Raw genomic sequence first — 24375 nt, forward strand, 5'->3', positions numbered from 1 at the left:
GTCACATGGACAAACAGTATCCGGTACGCCAGTGGGCGCACGGCGCCGATCTCGTCGTCAGCCAGCTGGAAGCCCAGGGGGTACGTCAGGTGTTCGGCATCCCTGGCGCCAAAATCGACAAGGTATTCGACTCACTGCTGGATTCCTCCATTCGCATTATTCCGGTACGCCACGAAGCCAACGCCGCGTTCATGGCCGCCGCCGTCGGGCGCATTACCGGTAAAGCCGGCGTGGCGCTGGTCACCTCCGGCCCGGGCTGCTCCAACCTGATCACCGGTATGGCCACCGCCAACAGCGAAGGCGACCCGGTGGTGGCCCTGGGCGGCGCGGTGAAACGCGCCGATAAAGCCAAACAGGTCCACCAGAGTATGGATACGGTGGCGATGTTCAGCCCGGTGACGAAATACGCCGTCGAGGTGACCGCGCCGGACGCGCTTGCGGAAGTGGTCTCCAACGCCTTCCGCGCCGCCGAGCAGGGCCGCCCGGGCAGCGCTTTCGTCAGCCTGCCGCAGGATGTGGTCGATGGCCCGGTCAGCGGCAAAGTGCTGCCGGCCAGCGGGGCCCCGCAGATGGGCGCCGCGCCGGATGCCGCCATCGATCGGGTGGCGAAGCTTATCGCTCAGGCGAAGAACCCGATCTTCCTGCTCGGCCTGATGGCCAGTCAGCCGGAAAACAGCGCGGCGCTGCGCCGTTTGCTGGAGGCCAGCCATATTCCGGTCACCAGCACCTATCAGGCCGCCGGGGCGGTGAATCAGGATAACTTCTCTCGCTTCGCCGGCCGGGTCGGGCTGTTTAACAACCAGGCCGGGGACCGTCTGCTGCAGCTCGCCGACCTGGTGATCTGCATCGGCTACAGCCCGGTGGAATATGAACCGGCGATGTGGAACAGCGGCAACGCGACGCTGGTGCATATCGACGTCCTGCCCGCCTATGAAGAGCGCAACTACACCCCGGACGTCGAGCTGGTGGGCGATATCGCCGGCACCCTCAACAAGCTGGCGCAAAATATCGATCGCCGGCTGGTACTCTCCCCGCAGGCGGCGGAGATCCTCCGCGACCGCCAGCACCAGCGCGAACTGCTGGACCGCCGCGGCGCGCAGCTGAATCAGTTTGCCCTGCATCCGCTGCGCATCGTTCGCGCCATGCAGGATATCGTCAACAGCGACGTCACGCTGACCGTGGACATGGGCAGCTTCCATATCTGGATTGCCCGCTACCTGTACAGCTTCCGCGCCCGTCAGGTGATGATCTCCAACGGCCAGCAGACCATGGGCGTCGCCCTGCCCTGGGCCATTGGCGCCTGGCTGGTCAATCCTGAGCGCAAAGTGGTCTCCGTCTCCGGCGACGGCGGCTTCCTGCAGTCGAGCATGGAGCTGGAGACCGCCGTCCGCCTGAAAGCCAACGTGCTGCACCTGATCTGGGTCGATAACGGCTACAACATGGTGGCCATCCAGGAAGAGAAAAAATATCAGCGCCTGTCCGGCGTCGAGTTCGGGCCGATGGATTTTAAAGCCTATGCCGAGTCCTTCGGCGCCAAAGGGTTTGCCGTGGAAAGCGCCGAGGCGCTGGAGCCGACCCTGCGCGCGGCGATGGACGTCGACGGCCCGGCGGTGGTGGCCATTCCGGTGGATTATAGCGATAACCCGCTGCTGATGGGCCAGCTGCATCTGAGTCAGATTCTGTAAGTCATCACAATAAGGAAAGGAAAATGAAAAAAGTCGCACTTGTTACCGGCGCCGGCCAGGGGATTGGTAAAGCTATCGCCCTTCGTCTGGTGAAGGATGGATTTGCCGTGGCCATTGCCGATTATAACGACGCCACCGCCAAAGCGGTCGCCTCGGAAATCAACCAGGCCGGCGGCCGCGCCATGGCGGTGAAAGTGGATGTCTCCGACCGCGATCAGGTGTTCGCCGCCGTCGAACAGGCGCGCAAAACGCTGGGCGGCTTCGACGTCATCGTCAACAACGCCGGCGTAGCGCCGTCCACGCCGATCGAGTCCATTACCCCGGAAATTGTCGATAAAGTCTACAACATCAACGTCAAAGGGGTGATCTGGGGCATTCAGGCGGCGGTCGAAGCCTTTAAGAAAGAGGGTCACGGCGGGAAAATCATCAACGCCTGCTCCCAGGCCGGCCACGTCGGCAACCCGGAGCTGGCGGTGTATAGCTCCAGTAAATTCGCGGTGCGCGGCTTAACCCAGACCGCCGCTCGCGACCTCGCGCCGCTGGGCATCACGGTCAACGGCTACTGCCCGGGGATTGTCAAAACGCCGATGTGGGCCGAAATTGACCGCCAGGTGTCAGAAGCCGCCGGTAAACCGCTGGGCTACGGTACCGCCGAGTTCGCCAAACGCATCACCCTCGGTCGGCTATCCGAGCCGGAAGATGTCGCCGCCTGCGTCTCCTATCTTGCCAGCCCGGATTCTGATTACATGACCGGTCAGTCATTGCTGATCGACGGCGGGATGGTGTTTAACTAATAAATAATAAGCTCTGACATGGCTTGCCCCTGCTGATATGCAGGGGCTTTTTTTGGTTTGGGTGTGAGCATCGTGCAAAACGCAGCAACGATATTTGAAGGTCTCTGGCACGACGTGGGCAATCTGACTGGGATGAAGGCCTGCTTTGAGCGAGGAGCGGACATGCCTCACTTGCGGTGTAAAAAACTTTCTGGTAGCAAGGTGGTATTGATGTATCAATGGCCGGTAAACTTAGGCGCAGCCCCTGCGCGGTATCATTTTGAATAATAAAGGATGACACTTTGAGACTTTATGACGTAATTACTGACTGCATCCAGCTTAAATTAAGTGGAGCTGCAACAGATAATGTTATTCAATGCTTCGGTGGCAATATACTGACAAAAGAAAAGCCAGTTTTGGCAATTGAAGTTTTGAGCAAAGAAATATTGCTTTGGATGATGCAAGGAGCAACGAATGTACATGTTTATATCAGCGCAGGTACTTTTCATGTAAATGCAATGTATGCACCAACTGTCCGCTTTCCAGCAGCCAGAATTTATTTTATGAAATCAAAAGACCTTTTCTGGTTTGGCCATATTGGTGTTTATCTCGAACAACACGGAATCAAACTTACTCCAGTAGATGATGCCAGCTTCTCAAAGCTCATTGATGATACGGGGTATGTACAACGTTATAAGCCGTGGTACGAAAAAAGGAAAGCTGACTCGAGATTATTCGATGGTCTGCTAGGAGGGCGGTTTAAGAATACTGCTGTAGATCAAGCTATATGGCTATCCTCCGATGGAAAGTGCTTGGTTTGCGGTGAAAAAGCCAATCGCATGGCGACCAGTACTGTTTGGGGAAAGTCAGGGATGATGATTGGTATGCATCTGTGTTTGACACATGAAGAGGAATCTCAGAAGCAATCAATTCTTCTCAACTACCTCTCGAATCATTTGGGTGGAATAGTTATGTTCTCAAATATGCGTCCACTGACTACTGAAGAAATGCTTGAGCAAACCTGCGAAATACTTAAAGTAAATTTCAAATGCACTATCATGAAAGTTGTAGGGGAAACTGTAACAGCCCGAAGACAGTCAGGGATCACGGTAGTGATTAGACACCAATCTCCATCGAATTATGCCTATATAATAATGACCCCTGAAGGAAAACAGTTGTCTAGGATCGATTCAGCCGATCATCACAAAATACCTTACGGCCCTGATCATGTACATTCTGATCTGCGTAAATATACAAAAAATGTTGTCGAGACAAGCTTTACATACGGACATATTGGTCTAGATATGAAACTACTTTTAAAGCTGATCCAAGAGGCTGAAGATAAATTATAAGATGTTCTAATGATGCTAGTAATGGCAGCTCCAGGCCCGCAGTCGATGGGCTGCTATAATACGTACTCTATTGTGATAGGCATCCCTGATGATATTAAAGCTAAATTAATTACTTCTTTAGGTGACACACAAACCTTGAGAGCTCCATCTATATCTCTTGCGTATACTTTATCGGCAACATCTCTATTCCTTCTATTAATTGCCTTTTTTAATCTAATGACAGGAAACTTGCTTTGTCTTTCATCCTCGACTTTCCAACGAGAAGTATTTGAGTATCTTACGCTGTTTTGAAAATATTCTAAAGCACAAGGAAACTCCGAGCTCAACATATCAATAAACGATGTATCTTACCAAATTTGCCTATGTGCAGATATCAATACGATATTATTATAATCTCTTAGTTTTTTTAGTATGTGATATATTAGTGGTGACTTGCCAGCACCATCAACTCCAAGAATGAAAAGAACCTGTCCTTTATAGATGGGCAATAAGCCACTTTCAATGTTCTCTGAAGGAATAGGAATACCAACGTAATTTCCAAGCTTTTCTACTAAACTAAGTAGAGCTACTATTATTTATATCTATCCATTGTATTCTAAGGTTTTGGCAGTCGCTACATTACTTTTCTTAGCTCTTGTAGCTAGAATTGTCTGCTCATACTGAATCGGCATGTCTATATTTTTCGATAGAACCGTGTCTTTGAACAATAACTCAGTTAGCTCGTCCGCTCTTGGCACAGAGCGGACATTTGAGCTTTGCTCTATCCCGAACATCCATACTTAGCCTTGGCATATAGTATGCTCGACAGATTGGCCATATATATTGAGCATATTCAGGTTATTAATCTCCTCTGCCGCAGTTGCATGGCCCGTTCCTCCTAATAGGCTTACCCGCCGTGAATTAGGGCTTTCCTGCAGGAGTTGAGGTTAAGTAACACTGCTTTGATTCAAGTGTTTTCGGATGCTGCTGTTTTTGCCAACATTGAAGCTATATTAGTTCGCATTTTTATCTCTACTTTTTCCGCCATCTCTTCTATCAATTCTGGCAATTCTGCATGGTTATTTCTTGCGTTGTAAGGTATTACGATTAATTTTCTTAATCTCCTATGTATCTCTCTTATGTTTTGAGGTATGTTACTGCTGGTAATAATATAATGTGGCCGTGATCTAGGATAGCGATAAGCGTATAATTCCATTAATGAAGTGATTGCAGGATCATCCATTGAAAAACCTACAAAAAGGAATGTGTAGTTTAGTAATAATGAATCGAGGAATAGTGAGTAGTTCTCGTTACCAAAAGCAAGTCTAATGTATTGTGAACGAGAGAATACAATATTGCTTACATCATCTATTGAACCGTGTATTTTTATTATATAAGAAGTATCATGCTCTTTTAAAACTTTAAAAATATCATTGTCTACTTTAGAAATAACCTTAAAATGGCGATCGCCATCTGCTAATGAAGAAGTCCATGCACTTTCTATTAGCTTATCAAAGTTAGTTGTAAGTATTATTCTTTGGCCTAGTGATATCAGGGCCCTATGAAGACTTGAGGGTTGAGCTGCGCGACCATACTCTTCTGTTATTTTACGTTCCCACGATTCTCCATAATCTGCTTGTAATAATTCACATGCAAGAAGATAATCTTTGGAGGACAGTAATTTTTTGATTTGTTTCTTTAAAGATGGCTCTCTATCTTTAGATGCATCTTCTAAAAATGTTGGCCAACCTTTAAATCTATTATCGGCATCAAGGTTAACGCTTGAAGACACCCCTGCCCCTAAAAATAAAACTACTTTTTGCTGTGCAAGATCGTTTATTAAATCCTCATTATATATAGCCATAAACTATTTCTCGCTATTAGCAATCTGAATGTTCTCTAAGTATCTTCTTGCAATATCTCGATAAAGTTCACGCGCACTTTTTCTAAGTCTGGTGTAATTTCCTGTACCAGACACTGATATCATCGGAACGTGTTGTGATTGTGATTTCGGAGCTAAACTACCTAAATGACGTATATCTCCAAGGTGCGGGTTCATATCTTTTGATGCATAAAGTTTAGAAAGATGCTCAGTAATTTTAGAAGGAAACACCTCTCCAATGTCTTCATACGCCTTTACCCGACGCTTCGATTTTATTTCTTCCTCAGTATTCTCAAGCTGAATTGTATCGTATCCAGAGCGTTCTTTATGTTGTTGAGTGACGTAACCGAGAAATTTTAGTTTTCCTTGAGGTGATAATTGTGATAATTCGCTAGGTTCCTCTGAGAGACGTATCCCTGTGTCTAATTCTTTTTTCCATATTGAAACCGTGGAGCCGATATTTTTAATAGCCCATAGTGAAAATACATCGATTGACATTGGGACGACAAAGAATTCCATTGCCAGTAATACTGCCCTGTTGATTGCGCCTAATGATGGTCCCATGTCAAAGAAAACAAAATCATAATTTAGTTCACGAGCTTTCTTAATTAACTCTGCAAATACAAAAGTTGTCCTAATTCCTCGCATCCCTCCGCCTTTGGCATCTCGCCAGTCTCCAGCTAAAAGGTCTTCCTGTAAAGCAAGTCTAGGGTCACCGACAATTATGTCAAAACCGAAATTCTCTACATGCCTTATAGGGAGGTCACTTTCATATCCTTTACCAAAGGATAGTGGTCTTATTACTGTATAAATACTATCTGGATTTTCTTGCCCATATAAGTCTTGAGTTTCTTCATCACTTAATACATACTGCGTGAGATTACATTGAGGGTCGGCATCCACAATAAGTACTTTTGCACTAAAGTTTATTGATAGCTCTGCTCCTAAATTTGCTACTAATGTAGTCTTCCCAACCCCTCCTTTATTATTAAAAAAGCAAGTGGTTTGTGTTTTAAGCTTTTTTATTTGACTTATTAATAAATAGTCATGTTCAGTTAGTTCTATATTTGTATTTTTACTTCTACTTTTCCTAACCATAACTTAGCTCCAGACATTGAATAAATTCAAATTTAAAACAGCAATTTTTGCATAACTGCCATGAGGTTACAATCAAAAATATGCGCGAGTACCAAAAATCAGTTCAGAGTTCAGGAGCCCCTGGCAATTAATCCGGTCTTGGTAAACCGGAGGGCTTTCTTCGCTTTGATAGCGCTGCCAATAGGTAGCTTTGTCTTTCCTCACATAGCGAGCATGTTCGTCCTCTCCTGGCACAAACTAGACGTGAAATTGTTCAATGGCATTCGTACACTTACAACATCGACTAGCTTCAGTATGCCGAGTCAGCGGCATGACAGCGCCAGATGATCTCTATGTGGCAGTCCAGCCAAATGGCGCCGAAGGCCCGGCGCAGCCGGTTATCGGGTTATAAATTCTGCCGGTCCCCCTGCCCTGATTAGCCTTAACTCGCGTTCCGCGCTGAAGCCCCTTTTAACCTCGTTGATCGAGTTCTACCGCGCTTGCAACCTTAAAAGAGTGATCTCCGGGGCCTAAGCGGCAGCCTGCTGCTGATGCTAAGGGGGAGATTCTTCAGTCATTCCTGCGACACCTGAAACTTAACACGGAAGCAGCTGATCATAGCGCCAGCAGGGAGAATCCCGGATAGCGATGCGTGACGCCTAATCCCGGCTACACTGTTGGGCCGCTCTTGTGCCGTATTTTTGCCGGGTGGCGGCTGCGCCTTACCCGGCCTACAAAAACTCGCTAGCTATCTGACTGGCTTGCACCGCGTTGAGTGGTACCTGGTGTTGTCAGCGCTTTCCGCTCCTGGCATCAAGCGGACAAACCAGGTGAACCCAGGTCCGCCATAAGCGAGGAGCGGAAGTTTGCAACTCCCACAACTACGTTACTAACATTGAGGTGCCGTAATCAACGGAGAGCAGGTCAAAGTCATTTTAGCTGCTTCAAGGGATAAGAGTTCGTGGTACTGGAACCGTCACTATAGAGCTCGGTAATAATTATTTTTTTACCATCAATAGAATATTTGACTGTACTGTCCGCAGGATCATCCCGCCAGCGACCGGTGCTGTCAGGGTTATCAGATGCCCACATAACCTGATCACCTATAAGTTTGCACTTTATTGCCCAACGAGTGCTATCGTTCTGTCGGATATAATGTACGTAGGCAATACCTGATTCAACTTTATCCAGTTGCATGATCTTATGGTCACGGCCAAACATCGCAGCAGAAGTAGCCTTACAAATCTGACCTACCGTGACTTCAGAAGCCTGTACCGGCGCAGTAAACACCAGCGGAAAAAGAAGTAAAAGTTTTTTCATACGGCTCAATCCATTTTGTTTATTTTCAGGGATTACGTTAAATGTATATGTCGGCAATCTAAAGCGTTTATTGAGGCTAATTTAGTGTTGCGATGGCAGGACTGATTTTAGTCCCTAGCGAAATCTCAAGCTCTGCCTGATTGCCAGCTTGACTCCTTTGACACGCTCCCCGTTGCACCACACAGAATGTTGTAACCACTTCCGCACTTGGGCACAGAAGAAATTCATGCTAAGCAAGGTCCGGACGGTGCAAAGAGCGGACGTTAACTTTTGAAGCTTTTAAGATCTATCTGCAGTGGTTACTGGGTATAGTGATCATTGCGATTAGACAGCGAACTACTATCCCAGGAGATTTATAGACATTTCCATGCAGCGCAGTTCAGCCTGCGCCAAGGCAGAGGGATACATGCTTTCCTGCATAAGTTTGAAACCATGCTTCTCATAAAAAGTCTGGGCATTAGGTGTTGAGGACAAAGTCAATTGCTCAAATCCACGTTCACGAGCTTCACTTTTGATGGCTTCAATAATCTGACTACCTAACCCTTTACCTGTATATCGAGGTAACGTAAATACAGCCTCAATACTTCCTGTAGATAGATCAAGATAGCCTGTAGCTAATAGTCTGCCATCAGCCGCAACAACGAAAAAAGGATTCGCTACAATGACATTCCTGTAGCTTTCAGGCATTTTTTCCGGTGTCCAGGCTGCAATAACCGCATCATCATAACTATTCTTACATCCGTAACGTATAGCCTGATTTCGAATGTTCCAGCATTCTTCTGCCTCTACAGGCACAGCTAGTCTGATCCTCATAGCTTTTCCTTGTACGTTTTATTCTGCGAGCTATTTACATCTACCATAAAAGTTCTAAAGCATCCCCATCAAATTTGAGTGAGGCGACAATGTCCGCTCCTGGCACACAGCAGACGTGAAATTCTGCAATAGCATTCGTACCCTTACAATATCAAGTAGCTTCTGGATACCGCGTCAGCGGCATGACAGCGCCAGATGATGTCCATGTGGCTGTTCCAGCCAAATGGTGCCGAAGGCCCGGTGTAGCCGGTTGTTGGATTATAAATTCTGCCGGTTCCCCTGCCCTGATTAGCCTTAACTCGCGTTCCGCGCTGAAGCCCCTTTTAACCTCGTTGATCGAGTTCTACCGCGCTTGCAACCTTAAGGGAGTGATCTCCGGGGCCTAAGCGACAGCCTGCTGCTGATGCTTAGGGGGAGATTCTTTAGTCATTCCTGCGACACCTGAAACTTAACACGGAAGCAGCTGATCATAGCGCCAGCAGGGAGAATCCCGGATAGCGATGCGTGACGCCTTATCCCGGCTACGCTGTTAGGCGGTATTTGTGCCGCTCTTGTGCCGTATTTTTGCCGGGTGACAGCTACACCTTACCCGGCCCGCGATTTGGTGCTCTATTCGCGCCCTTCGTAGGCCCGCGCAAGCGTAGCGCCGCCGGGCAAGGACAGCGGGCACGGAGCCGATTTTGTGCCGGGTGGCGGCTGCGCCTTACCCGGCCTACAGGGTTCGTGCGACCTGTCGTTAATATATTCACCATGGTTGCTGAAACTGCCGGTGTTGGCGGCCTCAAAATCGCTGAGACGTTCCCGGAAGGCCGGGGCAGCCCGCATGGATGCGGGCTGAGGGCCGTGTTTTGCATGGACGCTGCCTCGGCCCGACCCGAAGCCTGCAGGGATAAGTCGAAGGCACCGCGCAGCGGCGATTTTGCTGGCCGGAGCCCGGGGGTACAGGGGGCGGGCGGCGGCGACTGGCCGCCCCCTGTGCGCTCCCTGCGCCATGATTGACATAACGCAGAAGACTAACCGGGAGCGCAAACTACGCTGAAGTCACGCGTGATAAACGCTTTCCCCGGGCTGAGAACCTGTAAAACCGATAACAGTCTCCCCCGCCGCCGGGCAAGATATCGCACCGTGCCCCCCATGTTGCCGGGTGGCGGCTGCGCCTTACCCGGCCTACAAAGGCCTCCCGTCAGCTCATATCCCCAGGCCCACGCTAACGCAGCGCCGCCGGGCAGTTACTGCGCCTGCTGCTGCGCCTGCGCCAGCTGGCGGACGATCGCCTCGCGCCGCGCATCCCCTTCCGGCAGCCGGGCCAGCAGCGCCTGCAGGGCGGCCACGGCTTCGGGGTAATCTTCATTACGCACCGCGCTCAGGGCCAGCATCTCCAGCACCGGCAGGCTGTTCGGCTGCCGCTGATGCAGGTCACGCAGCAGCAGCTCGCCCATCCGAACCTGACCGCTATCTCCCGCCCGCACCAGCGCGCTGGCGTAATCGAAAGCCGCCGCCGGGTCATCCGCCGCCAGAGCATGCGCCCGGCCAAAGGCGCCGATCGCCGTCTCGCCATCGTTTAACAACAGGCCCAGCCGTCCAAGCAGCTGCCAGCCGGGGAGGTCATTCGGGGTATCCTGCAGGTGGCTGCGCAGGCCAAGCCGCAGCTCCGCCAGCTCATCCATTCGCAGCGGCGCCGCCGTCGGGTCCTTAACCTGCTGCAACAGCGCAGGATAATGCCGTTCAGCCTGCTGCCAGAGCAGCACCTGGCCGATATCGCTGGTTTTCAGATACAGGCCCAGACTCAGGACTACCAGCAGCAGCGCCCCCGGAAGCAGCGCCCAGCGGCTTAGCGGCCGTTCGCCAGGCTGTGCCTGGGGCGGGATATCGGTCAGCAGCGTGCGCTGCAGCTCGACGACCAGCGCCGGGTTGTCCTCGCCGCGCTCCTGCGTCAGCTCCTGCAGGCGCGACTGATACAGGGCGCGGTTGAGGGTATCGCGGTCCACCGCCCCGTTGCCCGTCCATGGGTAATAAAGCAGTCCCAGCGCGCCAGCCAGCAACAGCCCGGCGATAACCACCAACAGGCTCATCGTTCTTTTCCTTCTTTTAATAATTCCGCCAGCCGCTGGCGCTCTTCAGCGCTGAGCGCCGCGTCAGGGATGTCGCGACGACGCGCGCGGGCGATAATCATCCCGGCGCCCGCCAGGACGAACAGCCCCGGCCCCAGCCACAGCAGCACCGTGCCCGCGGTCAGGGGCGGCTCGTAGCTGACAAAATTGCCGTAGCGGGCCACCATATAGTCAACAATCTGCCCTTTCGTTTTCCCCTGCTGCATCAGCTCGTACACCTTCTGCCGCATATCGGCGGCAATCATCGCGTTCGAGTCGGCGATGCTGTTGTTCTGGCATTTCGGGCAGCGCAGCTGGGAGGTGATCTCGCGAAAGGCCTGCTCCTGGGCCTCATCCTTAAACTGCCAGGTATCGATGGCGGCCCACGCCTGGCCGGTCAGCATCAGCGCCAGCAGGATGCCCATTACCCCTCTCATCAGCCCGCCCCCCGGTTGTATTGATTCCACAGCGGCTGGAGCTCCTCGCGCCACACCCGTTCGTTCAGGTCGCCGGCGTGCCGCCAGCGGATGATGCCCTGACCGTCGATGAGAAACGTCTCCGGCGCGCCATAAACCCCCAGATCCAGGCCGAGCATGCCGTTGCCGTCGTACAGGCTCAGCCTGTACGGATTACCCAGGCGCTGCAGCCAGCTCATCGCCTTCTGCCGATCGTCTTTGTAGTTCATCCCCACCACCCGCACGCCCTGCTGCGCCAGACCGTTGAGAAACTGATGCTCGGCGCGACAGGTTGGGCACCAGGTGGCCCAGACGTTGAGCAGCAGCGGCTTGCCGTCAATCAGCGTCCGCCGGTCCAGCGTCTGACCGGGGGTATTCAGCGCTTCAAGGCGAAACTCCGGCAGCGGTTTGCCAATCAGCGCCGACTCGAGGGTCGTCGGGTCGTCGCCATCGGCGTTGCGCATCAGCTGCCAGAACAGCGCAGCGGCCAGCGCCAGAAACAGCGCCAGCGGGATAAACAGCAGCTTCCGGTTCATGAGGCCTCCTGCAGCTTCTTACGCATCCGATAGCGCGGGTCGAGCATGCAGCACAGACCGCCGAGGGCCATCAGCACCCCGCCGTACCAGATCCAGCGAACGAACGGTTTGTAGTACAGACGTACCGCCCAGCTGCCGTCGCTCAGCTCTTCCCCCAGCGCGGCGTACAGATCGCGGGTCAGCCCGCCGCTGATCGCCGCCTCGGTCATCATCATCCGGCTGGCGGTGTAAAAGCGCTTCTCGGCATACAGCGTCGCTTCCGGGCGTCCGCTATGGGTCACGGCGATAATGCCTTCGCCGCCGGTCCAGTTGGGGCCGACGATATTGCGCACGCCGTTAAACACAAAGTGATAGCGATGGATATCGATACTGTCGCCGGGGCGCATCCGTACATCGCGCTCCACGCTGTAGTTCTGGCTAAAAGTGATGCCGATAACGGTCACCGCCACGCCGACGTGACCGAGCACCATCCCCCACTGGCTGCGGGTCAGCGTCCGCAGGCCGCGCCAGAAGCCGTGGCGATGAGTAGCCCGTTCGTGAACCTCCAGCAGGGCGAAGATCAGCACCCACAGGGCCATCATCAGGCCTATGACCGCCATGGCGGTGATACGATCCTGCAGCAGCCACGGCAGCGCCAGAGAAAGTGACAACGTCACCACCAGAGCGATAATCAGGCGCTTAATCTGCCTGGCGATGTCATCGCGCCGCCAGCGGATCAGCGGCCCCAGCCCCAGCAGCAGCGCAAACGGCGCCATCAGGGCGGTGAACATGGTGTTAAAGAACGGCTCGCCGATGGAGATGCTGCCGAGGCCCAGCTCTTTATGCACCAGCGGCAGCAGCGTTCCGAGGAGCACCACCAGCATCGCGGCCATCAGCAAAATATTGTTGCCAAGCAGGAACGACTCGCGCGACCACAGCGTATGTTCCACCCGCGCCCGCACCCGGCCGCCCTTCAGGGCGTACAGCAGCAGCGACCCGCCGATGGCGACAATCAGCAGCGCCAGAATAAACAGCCCGCGCGACGGATCCGAGGCGAAGGCATGCACCGAGACCAGCACCCCGGAGCGCACCAGGAAGGTGCCCAGCAGGCACAGGGAGAAGGCGGCGATGGCCAGCAGCACCGTCCAGGCGCGGAAGCTGCCGCGCTTCTCGGTCACCGCCAGGGAGTGCAGCAGCGCGGTTCCCACCAGCCACGGCATAAACGAGGCGTTTTCCACCGGGTCCCAGAACCACCAGCCGCCCCAGCCCAGTTCGTAATAGGCCCACGCCGAGCCCAGCACGATGCCGAGGGTGAGGAAAATCCATGCCGCCTGGGTCCAGGGACGCGACCAGCGCGCCCACGCGGTATCCAGCCGCCCCGCCAGCAGCGAGGCGATGGCGAAGGCGAAAGCCACCGAGAAGCCGACGTAACCCATATAGAGGATCGGCGGATGAAAAATCATGCCGATATCCTGTAGCAGCGGATTGAGGTCGCGGCCGTCAATGGGGTACTGCGGCAGGCCGCGGCTGAACGGGTTGGAGGTAAAGAGGATAAACAGCAGGAACCCCAAGGCGATCATCCCCATCACCGCCAGCACCCGGGCGACGGCGTCGAGCGGCATCCGGCGGCTGAAGAGGGCGACGGCGAAGGTCCAGACGCTGAGCAGCAGAACCCACAGCAGCAGCGAGCCCTCATGCGCCCCCCAGGTCGCCGCCACCCGATACCACACCGGCAGCGCGCTGTTGGAGTTTTCCGCCACGTAGCGGACGGTAAAGTCGTTGACCACGAAGGCGTGCACCAGCAGCAGGAAGGCGCCGCCGATACAGGCGAACAGCCCGCAGGCCAGCGGCCGGGCCAGGGCCATCAGCCGCCGGTCCTGCCGCGCCGCGCCCCACAGGGGATAGACGCTCAGGAGCAGCGCCAGCCCCGCCGCCAGACACAGTAAAAAGTTGCCCAGCTCCGGCATCATGGCTGCGCCCCCGTTTTCTCCGGCGTCATGGCGTTTTTCACCTCCGGCGGGGTGTAATTTTCATCATGTTTGGCCAGCACCTGCTGGGCGGTAATATGCCGCTCGCCGTCCAGCACGCCCTGGGCCACCACGCCCTGCCCCTCACGGAACAGGTCCGGCAGAATGCCCTTATAGCTAACGTCCACCACCCCGCGGGCGTCATACAGCTTAAAGCGCACGTCGAGAGTTTGCGGGTCGCGCTGCAGGGAGCCCGGCTGAACGTAGCCTCCCACCCGAAGACGCTGCCCGGTATGAGGTAGCGCCCGGGTTTCCGTTTTGCCGTAGATAATTTCGCCCGGGGTGTAGAACAGATCGATATTGCTGCTCAGGGCGTACAGCGTCAGGCTGACGGTGAGCCCAAGTCCGGCGAGCACCGCCAGCACGATATACAGCCGGGTTTTACGACGCGCTTGCATCCGCGGCCTCCTTGTCATGTTCGCGGGCAGCAGCGATCCGCCGCTCGCGCGCCTGCTGGCGTCGCACTTCATGGAATAGCGCCCGCCGCGCCCACAGGGTGTGCACCGTCAGCAGGCCAAAGGCGGCGACGGCCACCGCCACCGCCAGCCAGACGTACTGGGCATAGCCGCCCATATTCAGGAAGGCGGCGAACGAAGAAAAAGCGGGGCTCATCGGACGGCTCCTTTGTTAGCCAGCGCCACCACCCACGGTCGACGGCGCTCCAGCTGGAGTATCAGGTTACGCAGGCGCATCAGGGTCAGGGTGACCGACAGCGTGAGGAAAGCAAAGATACAGATCCGCAGCGGCAGACGCATGCTCGGGTCGATGGTTTGCTGCAGGTTGGTCGAACCCTGGTGCAGGGTATTCCACCAGTAGACCGAGTAATGAATGATGGGCAGATTGACCACCCCGACCAGCACGAGGATCCCCGCCGCGCGCCCGGCCATCCGCCGGTCGTCAAAGGCGTGCCACAGGGCGATGATCCCGGCATACAGAAACAGCAGCACCAGCTCCGAGGTCAGGCGGGCGTCCCAGATCCACCAGGTCCCCCACATTGGCTTGCCCCACGCCGCGCCGCTGACCAGCGCCACCAGGGTGCAGATCGCCCCCACCGGTGCCAGGGCGGCGATCGCCAGGTCAGCCATTTTGATCTGCCAGACCACCCCGACGAAGGCCGCAACGGCCATCGCCAGGTACAGCCCCATCGACCACATCGCCGCCGGGACATGAAGATACATGATCCGGTAGCTCTCCCCCTGCTGATAGTCCGCCGGGGCGAAGCCAAAGCCCCACCCCAGACCGATGACCAGCAACAGCGCGCTCAACGCCGCCAGCCAGGGGATCCAGCATCCGCACAGGCGGTACAGCCGCTCGGGGATCGCCAGTTGATGTAACGCTTTCCACATAGACGCTTACTCACACGGTTATGATGGCCGCGCCCGCAGGCGCAGCGAATTATTGCACGGTCAGCCGCAGCGCGGCGGCGGTGGCGAACGGACACAGGGTGGCGCTGGCGGTTAAGAACGCCGCCAGCATCGCCAGATAGCCGCCGACCGGGAGCCCGGCGGCGGCGGCCTGGCAGGCCGCGGTGGCGAAAATCAGCAGCGGCACCGCCAGCGGCAGCACCAGCAGGCTCAGCAGGACGCCGCCGCGCTTCAGGCCGACCGTCAGGCCAACCCCCACCGCGCCGAGAAAACTGAGCGTCGGGGTGCCGAGCAGCAAGGTCAGCGCCAGCACGCCGGCGTCATGCAGACTCATCCCCAGCAGCAGCGCCGCCAGCGGCGAGACGATCAGCAGCGGCAGGCCGCTCATCATCCAGTGGGCAACCACCTTCACCAGCACCACCGCCACCAGCGGCGTCGGCAGAAGCAACAGCTGCTCCAGGGAGCCGTCCTGCCAGTCGTCACGAAACAACCGATCCATCACCAGCAGCGCCGCCAGCAGCGCGGCGACCCATACCACGCCCGGCGCAATCTGCGCCAGCAGCTGCGGCGCGGCGCCGACGCCGAACGGAAACAGGGTGATGACGATCAGAAAGAACCAGAGCGGATTGAGGATCTCCGCCCCGCTGCGCCACGCCAGGCGCAGTTCCCGGGCCAACAGCGCCCGCATCATTGCCACCTCCCGTCGCCGCCGCCGAGGCGCAGGGTGCGCAACGGGCAGCGCAGCGGCCGCAGCGGCTGGTGGGTAGTGAGGATCGCGCTTCCCCCCTGCCGGGCGTGCTGCTCCAGGCGTCGGGTCAGGGTTTCCATCGCCGTGGCGTCGAGGGCGGTGAACGGCTCATCGAGGATCCACAGCGGCGCGTCGGTTAACCACAGGCGGGTCAGCGCCACCCGGCGCTGCTGCCCGGCGGAGAGCTGGCTCAAGGGGAGATCTTCATAGCCCGCCAGGCCGACGGCGGCGAGGGCGCGTTCCCGCTGCTGAAGGCGGCTGGCCGGAAAGAAGAAACGCAGGTTTTCATCGGCGGTCAGCGCCGCGTTGACGCCGGGCTTATGGCCCAGCCACAGCAGCTGACGATGAAATGACTCCCGGACCTTCGCCAGCGGCTGGCCCTGCCAGCTCACCCCGCCGCTTTCCGGGCGCGCCAGGCCGCAGAGGATCCGCAGCAGCGAGGTTTTCCCCGCGCCGTTATCACCGGCGACCTGCAGCAGCTCACCGGCAGCAAGGGACAGCGTCAGCTCCGCAAACAGCGGTCGATCGTCAACGATGCAGGTCAGTCGCTCTGCATGCAGCATGAAGGCAAACTCCTTGATTCAGACAGTATTTTACGTCCTGGCTAAGTATGGGTTGCGCCGCGCGGGCGACGCAACCCTGACGGTTACTGTCCGGCCCCCGGCAGCTTCGAGATATCAGCGTTGCCTAACGCCTTCTCATCGTGCGCCGCGGTCTCCTTACGCACCTTCGCCACATCGCTGGCGCTGACCGCCGGCGCGTTGTTGCCCCAGCTGGTGCGGATGAAGTTGACCACATCCGCCACCTGCTGGTCGTCCAGACGCCAGCCGAACGATGGCATGGTCAGGTTGGAGACCGCGTCTTTCACCGCCGGCGTGGTGCTCCCGGTCAGAACGATATGGATAAGCGAAGTGGCATCTTCGGTCTGCACCACCGAATTGCCCTTCAGCGACGGGAAGGCGCGTTTATAGCCTGCGCCGTCGGTGCGGTGGCAGGCGGCGCAGTTATCGACGTACAGCGCGGCGCCGATTTTGCTGTCGTTACCCTTCCACAGATCTTTCGCCACGCTGTCTTCCACCGGGGCTGGGGTCTGTTTGCCGCCGCGCGGCGGGAGCGACTTCAGATAGCGGGCGATGGCGGTGATGTCGTCATCAGAGAGATACTGCAGACTGTGCTCCACCACATCGCTCATGCCGCCGAAGACCACCGATTTATCGTTACGTCCGGTTTTCAGGAACTCGGCCAGCTCGGCTTCGCTCCAGGTCCCCAGACCGTCGCGGTTTTCGCCGCGCAGGCTGGAGGCAACCCAGCCGTCAATCGGCGCATTGCTGCCCGCCAGGTAATCATCGCCTTCGCTTTCGCTGAGCGCTTTTTCCTGCATCGTCAGGCTACGCGGGGTATGACAGGCGCCGCAGTGGCCCAGGCCTTCCACCAGATAGCGGCCGCGCTCCAGCACCGGGTCAACCTGCGGGTTGGCGACAAAGTCGCTCGGCGTCGGCGCGAAGATGCCGCGCCAGAACGCCAGCGGCCAGCGCATCGACAGCGGCCACGGGATGTCGGTGTCCTTGTTGGCGACATTCACCGGCTCCACGCCGTGCATAAAGTAGGCGTACATGGCGCGCATGTCCGCTTCGCTGATCCGTGCGAACGAGGGATAAGGCATCGCCGGATAGAGCGTGGAACCGTCTTTCCGCACGCCCTTGCGCACCGCGTCGTCGAACTCTTCGAAGGTGTACCCGCCAATGCCGTGTTCTTTATCCGGCGTGATATTGGTGGAGTAGATGGTGCCGATCGGCGTCTCCATCGGCAGACCGCCGGCGAAAGGTTTGCCCGCTTTGCCGTTGGTGTGGCAGGCGACACAGTCCCCCGCCCGCGCCAGATACTCCCCTTGCTTAATCAGATTGCTGTCCACAGGCGCCTCTTCGGCGAAGGCCGCGCAGCTCAATGCCCCAAGCACCAGGGCCGATAACCATTGCATTTTCATCATCTGCCTTCCTTTATGCCTGCACCAGGGGACCCGGATTTTTCAGATACTGCTCGCGGATCGCCTTCGCTGACCAGTAGGCCAGCGCGGCCACCGTGCCGGTTGGGTTATAGCCCAGCCCCTGCGGGAAAGCGGAGGCGCCGATGACGAAGACGTTATGCACGTCCCAGCTTTGCAGATAACGGTTAACGGCGCTGGTTTTCGGATCCTCCCCCATCACCGCCCCGCCGTTCATATGGGTGGTCTGGTAGGTGGTGGTATCAAAGTGGCTGTTGGCGTTTTTCGGGCTGCCGAGGATATATTTCGGCTTCATCGCTTTGGCGATCGGCGCCATCTTATCGAACATAAACTGCGCCATCTTGATGTCGTTTTCCTGCCAGTCGAAGGTCATGCGCAGCAGCGGCTGGCCAAAGACGTTTTTGTAGTTCGGATCAAGATCGAGGTAGTTCTGCCGATAGGACTGGTGCGCGCCGTGGGCATCCATCGACAGGTGATGGGTGTAGGTATCGGCCACCGCCGCTTTCCACTTGCTGCCCCACGCCGGGGTGCCCGGCGGTACCGGGAAACCGGAGATGGGCTTGGTCCCGGCCTGGTTGACCCAGAACGGCGAACCGCCGACAAAGCCGGCCGCGCCGTGGTCGAAGTTGTCGGCGTTGAAGTCGTCGACGCCGACGCCGTTGCCGCCCGCGCCGATAAACGGGTTGGTATAAGTGTCTTTGTCGAAAATGGCCTTGATGGTGGTCATGTTCTGGTAGGCGAAGTTACGCCCCACCACCCCTTCGCCGGTCTCCGGATTGTACGGTTTACCGATCCCGGAGAGCAGCATCAGGTGCACGTTATGGAACTGGAAGGCGCCGATGATCACCAGGTCCGCCGGCTGCTCCATTTCGCGCCCCTGGCCGTCGACGTAGGTCACGCCGGTGGCGCGGGATTTGTCGTCGGTCAGGTTGACCTTCAGCACGTTGGCGTTGGTCCGCAGCTCAAAGCGTTTTTCCTGGCGCAGCGCCGGCAGGATGTTCACGTTCGGCGAGGCTTTAGAGTACATGTAGCAGGCGTAGCCGCTGCAGAAACCGCAGAAGTTGCACGGACCCATCTGCGCGCCATAGGGGTTGGTATAGGAGTCGGAAGTGTTGGCCGACGGCAGGTTGTAGGGATGGTAACCCACCTCGAGCGCCGCTTTTTCAAACAGCTGCGCTGACCAGGTGTTTTTCTGCGCCGGCAGCGGGAAGTCGTCTGAGCGGTCCGGGGCGAAAGCGTTGCCGCCGCGGCCTTTACCGACGACCTTGCCCTTGATCGACCAGGCAGTCCCGGAGGTGCCGAACACTTTCTCCGCTTTATCGAAGAACGGTTCCAGCTCGTCGTAGGTGACGCCGAAATCCTGGATGATCATATCCTGGGGAATGAAGTTTTTGCCGTAGCGCTCTTCATAGTGGCTGCGCATCCGCAGTTCGATGGGATCGACGCGGAAATGGACGCCGGACCAGTGCAGCCCGGCCCCACCCACGCCGGTACCCGGCAGGAAAGCCGCCAGCTGGCGATACGGCACCGCCTGCTGGCTGGTGTTATGGCGGATGGTGACGGTGCTTTTCGACAGATCCTGGAACAGCTTGCGGCGGATGTTGTAGGTCAGCTCATCAATCACCTGCGGATAGGCGCCGTCCGGCCAGGTGTCGCGCATCGGACCGCGCTCCAGCGCCACGACGTTGAGCCCGGCTTCGGTCAGCTCTTTGGCCATGATCGCCCCAACCCAGCCGAAGCCGACGATCGCGACATCGGTTTTTTTCAATACGGTGGCCATGATTACGCCCTCTCCCCATTAATTGATACCGGCGGGAAGGGGTAGCGTTCGCCCCGTTCAACCCAGTCCATAAAGTCGGCGCGCGCGCCGGGAAAATTAATCAGCGTCCAGCCGACCATGCCTTTATTACCGCCATGGATCGGGTCGCTGAAGAAGCCTTCTCGGGTGTTCTGCAGCAGATAGGTGAAGAACAGCGAGGCCGGAAGCTGTTTGAACTCGGCTTTGCCGGATTCCCACAGGCCGAGCGCCTCGTCCTGTTGCTCGTTGCTCAGTTCAGCGAAGGTCTTGTGATACTTGTCCTGACACCAGGCCTCGGCGTCGGCGATCCCGAGGTTATAGATCTGTTTGGGCACCAGCGGCAGCTGATAGCCCATCTCTTTCGGCACGTCGGGGTTGAAGGGCCCCTGCATATACCAGATGGAGCCGGTGGCGTAAGGGGTATTAAGCTGGCGGTCGATAAACTCCGGCACGCCGGCCTCTTTAGCGCCGGGGCCAAGTTCATCCGCTGGGATCAGGCGCGCGACGGCGGCGTTGATAAACGCCCACTCACGATCGTTGAAGAACTGCGGCTTCCAGTCGCTGGCCGCCGCCGTGTTCCCGGAGGCTGGCTCTGAAGCGGGGGCCGCCTGCGCGGTCGCGCTGGTGGCCACGCCAATGGCCCCTGCTCCCGCGCCGCCGATCACCACCGTCGGGATCAGCGCCATCGACTTCACCAGGAAATCACGCCTGGAATTGTTAGTTTTCTCGCTCGACATCATCACATTCCTGTCATTGAAAATTACTGTTTTTGTCGCTGACAAAACCAGTGAATGTCGTGCTGGAACCGATACCATTGCGCTTTTAAACCGCTTAGCGTCTGGCCCGGCCCGGCAAGTCGGATAAAACATCGCCAGAGGCGATATCATTTATAGGGTTATCGTTTGGATAGTAGACGATTCTCAACGAAACGCGGGAAATCGGAGAGAAATTCACCGGAATGTCATCGTGAGAAGGGTGCTGCCATAACCTTGAGGCGGTAAACCGGCGGCGTTCACACCGCGCTGAGCTTACCCATGCGCCAAAAAAGAGTGACTTGTATCACAAATGTTATTTTTTGTTTATGGTACATGGCAGATTAAACGTCTGTAAATACTCGTATTAGGAATAATTAAACATTTTGAGCTGTTAAAAAAGTTAATAACCGTTGTTAACTATTTTGCATCTATTTCCCGGCTAACGCGTTCGGCTGGCGATATCCCGTCCACAGGAGAAGAGAAGATATGTTCGATCATGTGAAATTCGGCGTCAGTGATTATGCCGCGAGCAAAGCGTTCTTTTTACAAGCCCTTGCCCCGCTTGGCGTAACGCTGGTCGGCGAAGGCGAGCCGACCTACGGCGCAGAGCTGGCCGGCAGCGGCGATGTCTCTTTGTGTCTCTATCAAAGTGCGGACAAACCGGCGCCGCTGCATATCGCCTTTCGCGCCGACAGCCGCGAACAGGTCGACGCCTTCTGGCAGGCGGCGCTGGCCGCCGGAGGAAAGGACAACGGCGCGCCGGGGTTACGGCCAAACTACCACGCCAGTTACTACGCCGCCTTTGTGATTGCGCCAGACGGGCACAATATTGAAGCCGTGTGCCATCTGGCGTCTTAACCAGCGGTTACCGCTGCGGAAAAACCCACACATCCTCCGCCGGGAGCGTCAGATGACAGTGTTCGGCATCGCGCAGCGCCGTTCCGTAGGCGCGCAGCGGGAAGTCGTCGCCTTCGGTGCGGAACAGGTACTCCCAGCGGTCGCCGAGGTACATGCTGGTCAGCAGCGGTAGCTGGAGACTGTTATCCTGCGCCGCGCCGTCCAGACGCAGGCGCTCGACGCGGATCACCGCCGTCGCTGGCTCGCCGACGCTAACCCCCTCGCCCGCTCGCCCCCACAGGCTCCAGCTGGCGCCTTCGATCCGCGCCCTGCCGTTCTCCAGCGCCATTACCTTGCCGTGCAGGCGGTTATTGCTGCCCATAAACTCGGCGGCGAACAGCGTCGCCGGGCTGCCGTACATCTCCTGCGGCGTCCCCTGCTGCTCGATGACGCCATTGTTCAGCAGCAGAATACGATCCGAGATGGCCATCGCCTCATTCTGATCGTGGGTGACCATCAGCGCCGACAGGCCCAGCTTGACGATCAGCTCGCGCAGAAACACCCGCGCCTCTTCGCGCAGCTTGGCGTCAAGGTTGGAGAGCGGCTCATCCAGCAGGATCACCGGCGGGTTGTAGACCAACGCCCGGCCGATGGCCACCCGCTGCTGCTGGCCGCCGGAGAGCTGGTGCGGATGGCGGTTGCCAAGGTGCCCGAGCCCCAGCTGATCCAGCACGCGCTGCACCCGCTCTTTTATCTCCCCGGCGGCCACTTTACGCAGCTTCAGCGGATAGGCCACGTTGTCGAACACCGTTTTGTGCGGCCACAGGGCATAGGACTGGAACACCAGCCCGAGGTTACGCTCTTCGGCCGGGATTTCGCTGCGCGGCGTGCCGTCGTACACCGTGCGGTTGCCGATGGCGATCCGTCCGCTCGTCGGCTTCTCCAGCCCGGCCACCGCCCGCAGCAGCGTGGTTTTGCCGCTTCCCGACGGCCCCAGCAGCGACACCACCTCTCCCCGGCCGAGCGTCATCGACACCCCTTTCAGCACCGGGTTGTCGCCATAGGTGAGATGCAGATTTTCTACCGATAACTCAATCATGTAATTTCACTCCAAAGCGCAGGGCGATGCCAAGGCCAATCACCACCAGCAGAATATTGATAAAGGAGAGCGCCGCGACGATATCGATGGCCCCCGCCGCCCACAGCGACACCAGCATCGAGCCGATGGTTTCGGTACCCGGCGACAGCAGATAGACGCCAGTGGAATATTCGCGCTCAAAGATCAGGAACATCAGCAGCCAGGAGCCAATCAGCCCATAGCGCGACAGCGGGACGGTGACGTGGCGGGTGATCTGCCCCCGTGAGGCGCCGGTGCTGCGCGCCGCCTCCTCCAGCTCCGGGCCCACCTGCAGCAGCGTCGAGGAGATGAGCCGCAGGCCATAAGCCATCCATACCACGGTGTAGGCCAGCCAGACGCTGAAGATGGTGTTGCGCAGCGCGCGCAGCTGCACGATAAGGTGCTCCCGCAGCCAGTCGGCCACCGGCAGCGCCGAGAGCCAGCCGTGCTTCAGCGACTGATCGAGCCACATCGGCACAAACAGGAACACCCACAGGAAGGCCAGACCGGCCAGCAGCCCCGGCACCGCGCGCGGGACCAGCACGCTGTAGTCGAGAAAGCGGGTGACGTTGTCCGCTTTGCGGTGCATGGCGATACCGACAAACAGATAGCAGATCACCGCCAGCGCGCCGCCGACGATGCCGATAGCCATCGAGTTGACGATCGCCCGCAGCAGGTTGGGCTGCTGCCAGATATTGTGGAACGTCGTCAGCGACAGCTCATCCCACAGCGACACGCCGACGCCCCAGTTGGAGATAAAGGCCCGCAGCGCCACGCCGAGCAGCGGCACGCCGATGGTCACCGTCAGCCAGGCCACCACCACCGCCCCGGCCACCCAGCGCCATTTACCCAGCGGCAGCGCCCGCGCCTGCGACGCCTTGCCCTTCATGGTGACAAAGCGGTTGGCGGTGCGCATCAGCCGCCTCTGGAGCATCACCAGCGGGATGGTGATGCAGATCAGCACCACCGCCACCGCCGCCATCAGATGGTAGGAGGGGGTGCCGAGCTTGTTGGTCAGCTTATAGAGATAGGTCGCCAGCACCATGTTGCCCTCGGGGTCGCCCAGCACCAGCATCAGACCGAAAACCTCCAGACCGAGGAAGAAGAGCAGCACGCAGGCGTAAAGGATGGACGGCCGCACCATCGGCAGACTCACCGAGGTCATCACCTGCAGCGGCGTGGCGCCGACGGTGCGCGCCGCCTCTTCCACGTCGGAACCGACGCTGCGCAGCGCCGAAGAGATATAAAGATAGGCGTGCGGCACGTGGGTTAAGCCGGCGATGACCACAATGCTGAACATCGAGTAGATATTCCACGGCACAAAGCCGATCAGCTGCTGCGCCCACTGGGAAAAGAAGCCTACCGGCCCGGCGGCCACCACGTAGCCAAAGCCCAGCACCATCGGCGAGACGAAGATCGGCACCAGGATCAGCGGCTCAATGAACCGCCGGCCGGGTAAATCGGTGCGTACCATCAGAAAGGCCAAAATACCGCCCAGTGGAATGGCGATAATCACCAGACCAAAGGCCAGAATAAAGCCTGACCTTAACGCCAGATAAAAATCCGGGTCGGTAAAAATAAAGGCGAAGGCTTCCAGGCTCCAGGATTTGGAGCGGGAAAAGAACGGCGCGGAGAGAAAACTCTGCACCACAATAAATAACAGCGGGACATAAATCACCAGCGCCGTGATGCACACCACCACACCGCGCGGCAGCCCCTGCCACTTTCTGCGTAATACATTCATGGTTCATCCCTTTGGTCAGGTGAATAAACCCGCCGGGTGTGA

22 protein-coding genes are annotated in these 24375 nt (G+C 57.3%); 4 read left to right on the forward strand and 18 right to left on the reverse strand.

The features are described from left to right. Positions 1-5: 5 nt before the first annotated feature. The 3 genes from alsS to GQR96_RS13910 all read left to right on the forward strand — a co-directional run bounded on the left by alsS (position 6) and on the right by GQR96_RS13910 (position 3810). The gene (gene alsS, locus GQR96_RS13900) at positions 6-1685 is read left to right on the forward strand and encodes an acetolactate synthase AlsS (RefSeq protein ID WP_065904451.1); all 1680 of its coding nucleotides are present in this window, start codon (positions 6-8) and stop codon (positions 1683-1685) included. Between the two features lie 23 nt (positions 1686-1708). Then, a complete protein-coding gene (locus GQR96_RS13905; RefSeq protein ID WP_004151179.1) occupies positions 1709-2479 on the forward strand; it encodes a (S)-acetoin forming diacetyl reductase in 771 nt (256 codons plus the stop codon). Positions 2480-2760: 281 nt separating this feature from the next. Then, complete coding sequence (locus GQR96_RS13910; RefSeq protein WP_065904453.1) at positions 2761-3810, forward strand: DUF6516 family protein; 1050 nt, start codon at positions 2761-2763, stop codon at positions 3808-3810. A 946-nt stretch (positions 3811-4756) separates the two neighbouring features. Here GQR96_RS13910 and GQR96_RS13915 read toward each other — a convergent pair. The 16 genes from GQR96_RS13915 to GQR96_RS13990 form a co-directional block, all read right to left on the reverse strand. Then, positions 4757-5653, reverse strand: a complete 897-nt coding sequence (locus GQR96_RS13915) for an SIR2 family protein (RefSeq protein ID WP_074384486.1) — start codon at positions 5651-5653, stop codon at positions 4757-4759. Positions 5654-5656: 3 nt separating this feature from the next. Next, positions 5657-6769: a ParA family protein gene (locus GQR96_RS13920; protein ID WP_069734133.1), complete on the reverse strand. Its 1113-nt coding sequence runs from the start codon at positions 6767-6769 to the stop codon at positions 5657-5659. Positions 6770-7678: 909 nt separating this feature from the next. Next, positions 7679-8068, reverse strand: a complete 390-nt coding sequence (locus GQR96_RS13925) for a hypothetical protein (protein WP_065904457.1) — start codon at positions 8066-8068, stop codon at positions 7679-7681. Positions 8069-8407: 339 nt separating this feature from the next. Further along, positions 8408-8881 (reverse strand): GNAT family N-acetyltransferase, encoded by a 474-nt coding sequence (locus GQR96_RS13930; protein ID WP_069734132.1) that lies wholly within the window; start codon positions 8879-8881, stop codon positions 8408-8410. A gap of 1229 nt (positions 8882-10110) precedes the next feature. Next, positions 10111-10953, reverse strand: coding sequence for a c-type cytochrome biogenesis protein CcmI (ccmI, locus tag GQR96_RS13935; protein WP_065904635.1), 843 nt, complete (start codon positions 10951-10953; stop codon positions 10111-10113). Continuing rightward, positions 10950-11396 carry a cytochrome c-type biogenesis protein gene (locus GQR96_RS13940; protein WP_074377610.1) on the reverse strand — a complete coding sequence of 149 codons (447 nt, stop codon included), beginning with the start codon at positions 11394-11396 and terminating at the stop codon, positions 10950-10952. The genes ccmI and GQR96_RS13940 overlap by 4 nt, the downstream gene beginning before the upstream one ends. An 11-nt stretch (positions 11397-11407) precedes the next feature. Further along, positions 11408-11962 carry a DsbE family thiol:disulfide interchange protein gene (locus GQR96_RS13945; protein ID WP_004202997.1) on the reverse strand — a complete coding sequence of 185 codons (555 nt, stop codon included), beginning with the start codon at positions 11960-11962 and terminating at the stop codon, positions 11408-11410. Further along, positions 11959-13911: a heme lyase CcmF/NrfE family subunit gene (locus GQR96_RS13950; RefSeq protein WP_065904633.1), complete on the reverse strand. Its 1953-nt coding sequence runs from the start codon at positions 13909-13911 to the stop codon at positions 11959-11961. The genes GQR96_RS13945 and GQR96_RS13950 overlap by 4 nt, the downstream gene beginning before the upstream one ends. Then, complete coding sequence (ccmE, locus tag GQR96_RS13955) at positions 13908-14366, reverse strand: cytochrome c maturation protein CcmE (RefSeq protein ID WP_004143391.1); 459 nt, start codon at positions 14364-14366, stop codon at positions 13908-13910. The genes GQR96_RS13950 and ccmE overlap by 4 nt, the downstream gene beginning before the upstream one ends. Then, positions 14350-14580, reverse strand: a complete 231-nt coding sequence (ccmD, locus tag GQR96_RS13960) for a heme exporter protein CcmD (RefSeq protein ID WP_023286548.1) — start codon at positions 14578-14580, stop codon at positions 14350-14352. Before ccmD ends, ccmE begins: the two co-directional genes overlap by 17 nt. After that, positions 14577-15314 carry a heme ABC transporter permease gene (locus GQR96_RS13965; RefSeq protein WP_065904631.1) on the reverse strand — a complete coding sequence of 246 codons (738 nt, stop codon included), beginning with the start codon at positions 15312-15314 and terminating at the stop codon, positions 14577-14579. Before GQR96_RS13965 ends, ccmD begins: the two co-directional genes overlap by 4 nt. Before the next feature lie 49 nt (positions 15315-15363). Further along, entirely contained in the window at positions 15364-16023 is a 660-nt protein-coding gene (gene ccmB / locus GQR96_RS13970; RefSeq protein ID WP_065904629.1) for a heme exporter protein CcmB, read from the reverse strand. After that, a complete protein-coding gene (gene ccmA / locus GQR96_RS13975; protein WP_032456218.1) occupies positions 16020-16643 on the reverse strand; it encodes a cytochrome c biogenesis heme-transporting ATPase CcmA in 624 nt (207 codons plus the stop codon). The genes ccmB and ccmA overlap by 4 nt, the downstream gene beginning before the upstream one ends. Before the next feature lie 83 nt (positions 16644-16726). After that, positions 16727-18067 (reverse strand): c-type cytochrome, encoded by a 1341-nt coding sequence (locus GQR96_RS13980; RefSeq protein ID WP_074384489.1) that lies wholly within the window; start codon positions 18065-18067, stop codon positions 16727-16729. Between the two features lie 10 nt (positions 18068-18077). Next, positions 18078-19862, reverse strand: a complete 1785-nt coding sequence (locus GQR96_RS13985) for a GMC family oxidoreductase (RefSeq protein ID WP_002908285.1) — start codon at positions 19860-19862, stop codon at positions 18078-18080. Between the two features lie 2 nt (positions 19863-19864). Next, on the reverse strand, positions 19865-20620 hold the full coding sequence (locus GQR96_RS13990) for a gluconate 2-dehydrogenase subunit 3 family protein (RefSeq protein WP_017899589.1): 756 nt from the start codon (positions 20618-20620) through the stop codon (positions 19865-19867). 501 nt (positions 20621-21121) lie between these two features. Between GQR96_RS13990 and GQR96_RS13995 the strand changes: the two genes are divergently transcribed. After that, complete coding sequence (locus GQR96_RS13995; RefSeq protein ID WP_004203014.1) at positions 21122-21493, forward strand: VOC family protein; 372 nt, start codon at positions 21122-21124, stop codon at positions 21491-21493. Between the two features lie 7 nt (positions 21494-21500). Here the strand turns inward: GQR96_RS13995 and GQR96_RS14000 are convergent, their stop codons facing one another. Further along, positions 21501-22571 (reverse strand): ABC transporter ATP-binding protein, encoded by a 1071-nt coding sequence (locus tag GQR96_RS14000; RefSeq protein WP_049115564.1) that lies wholly within the window; start codon positions 22569-22571, stop codon positions 21501-21503. Then, positions 22564-24333 (reverse strand): ABC transporter permease, encoded by a 1770-nt coding sequence (locus GQR96_RS14005; RefSeq protein ID WP_004189548.1) that lies wholly within the window; start codon positions 24331-24333, stop codon positions 22564-22566. Before GQR96_RS14005 ends, GQR96_RS14000 begins: the two co-directional genes overlap by 8 nt. Between the last annotated feature and the right edge of the window lie 42 nt (positions 24334-24375).

Origin of the sequence: Klebsiella sp. PCX, assembly GCF_021869705.1 — a bacterium.
GTDB lineage: Bacteria > Pseudomonadota > Gammaproteobacteria > Enterobacterales > Enterobacteriaceae > Klebsiella > Klebsiella quasipneumoniae.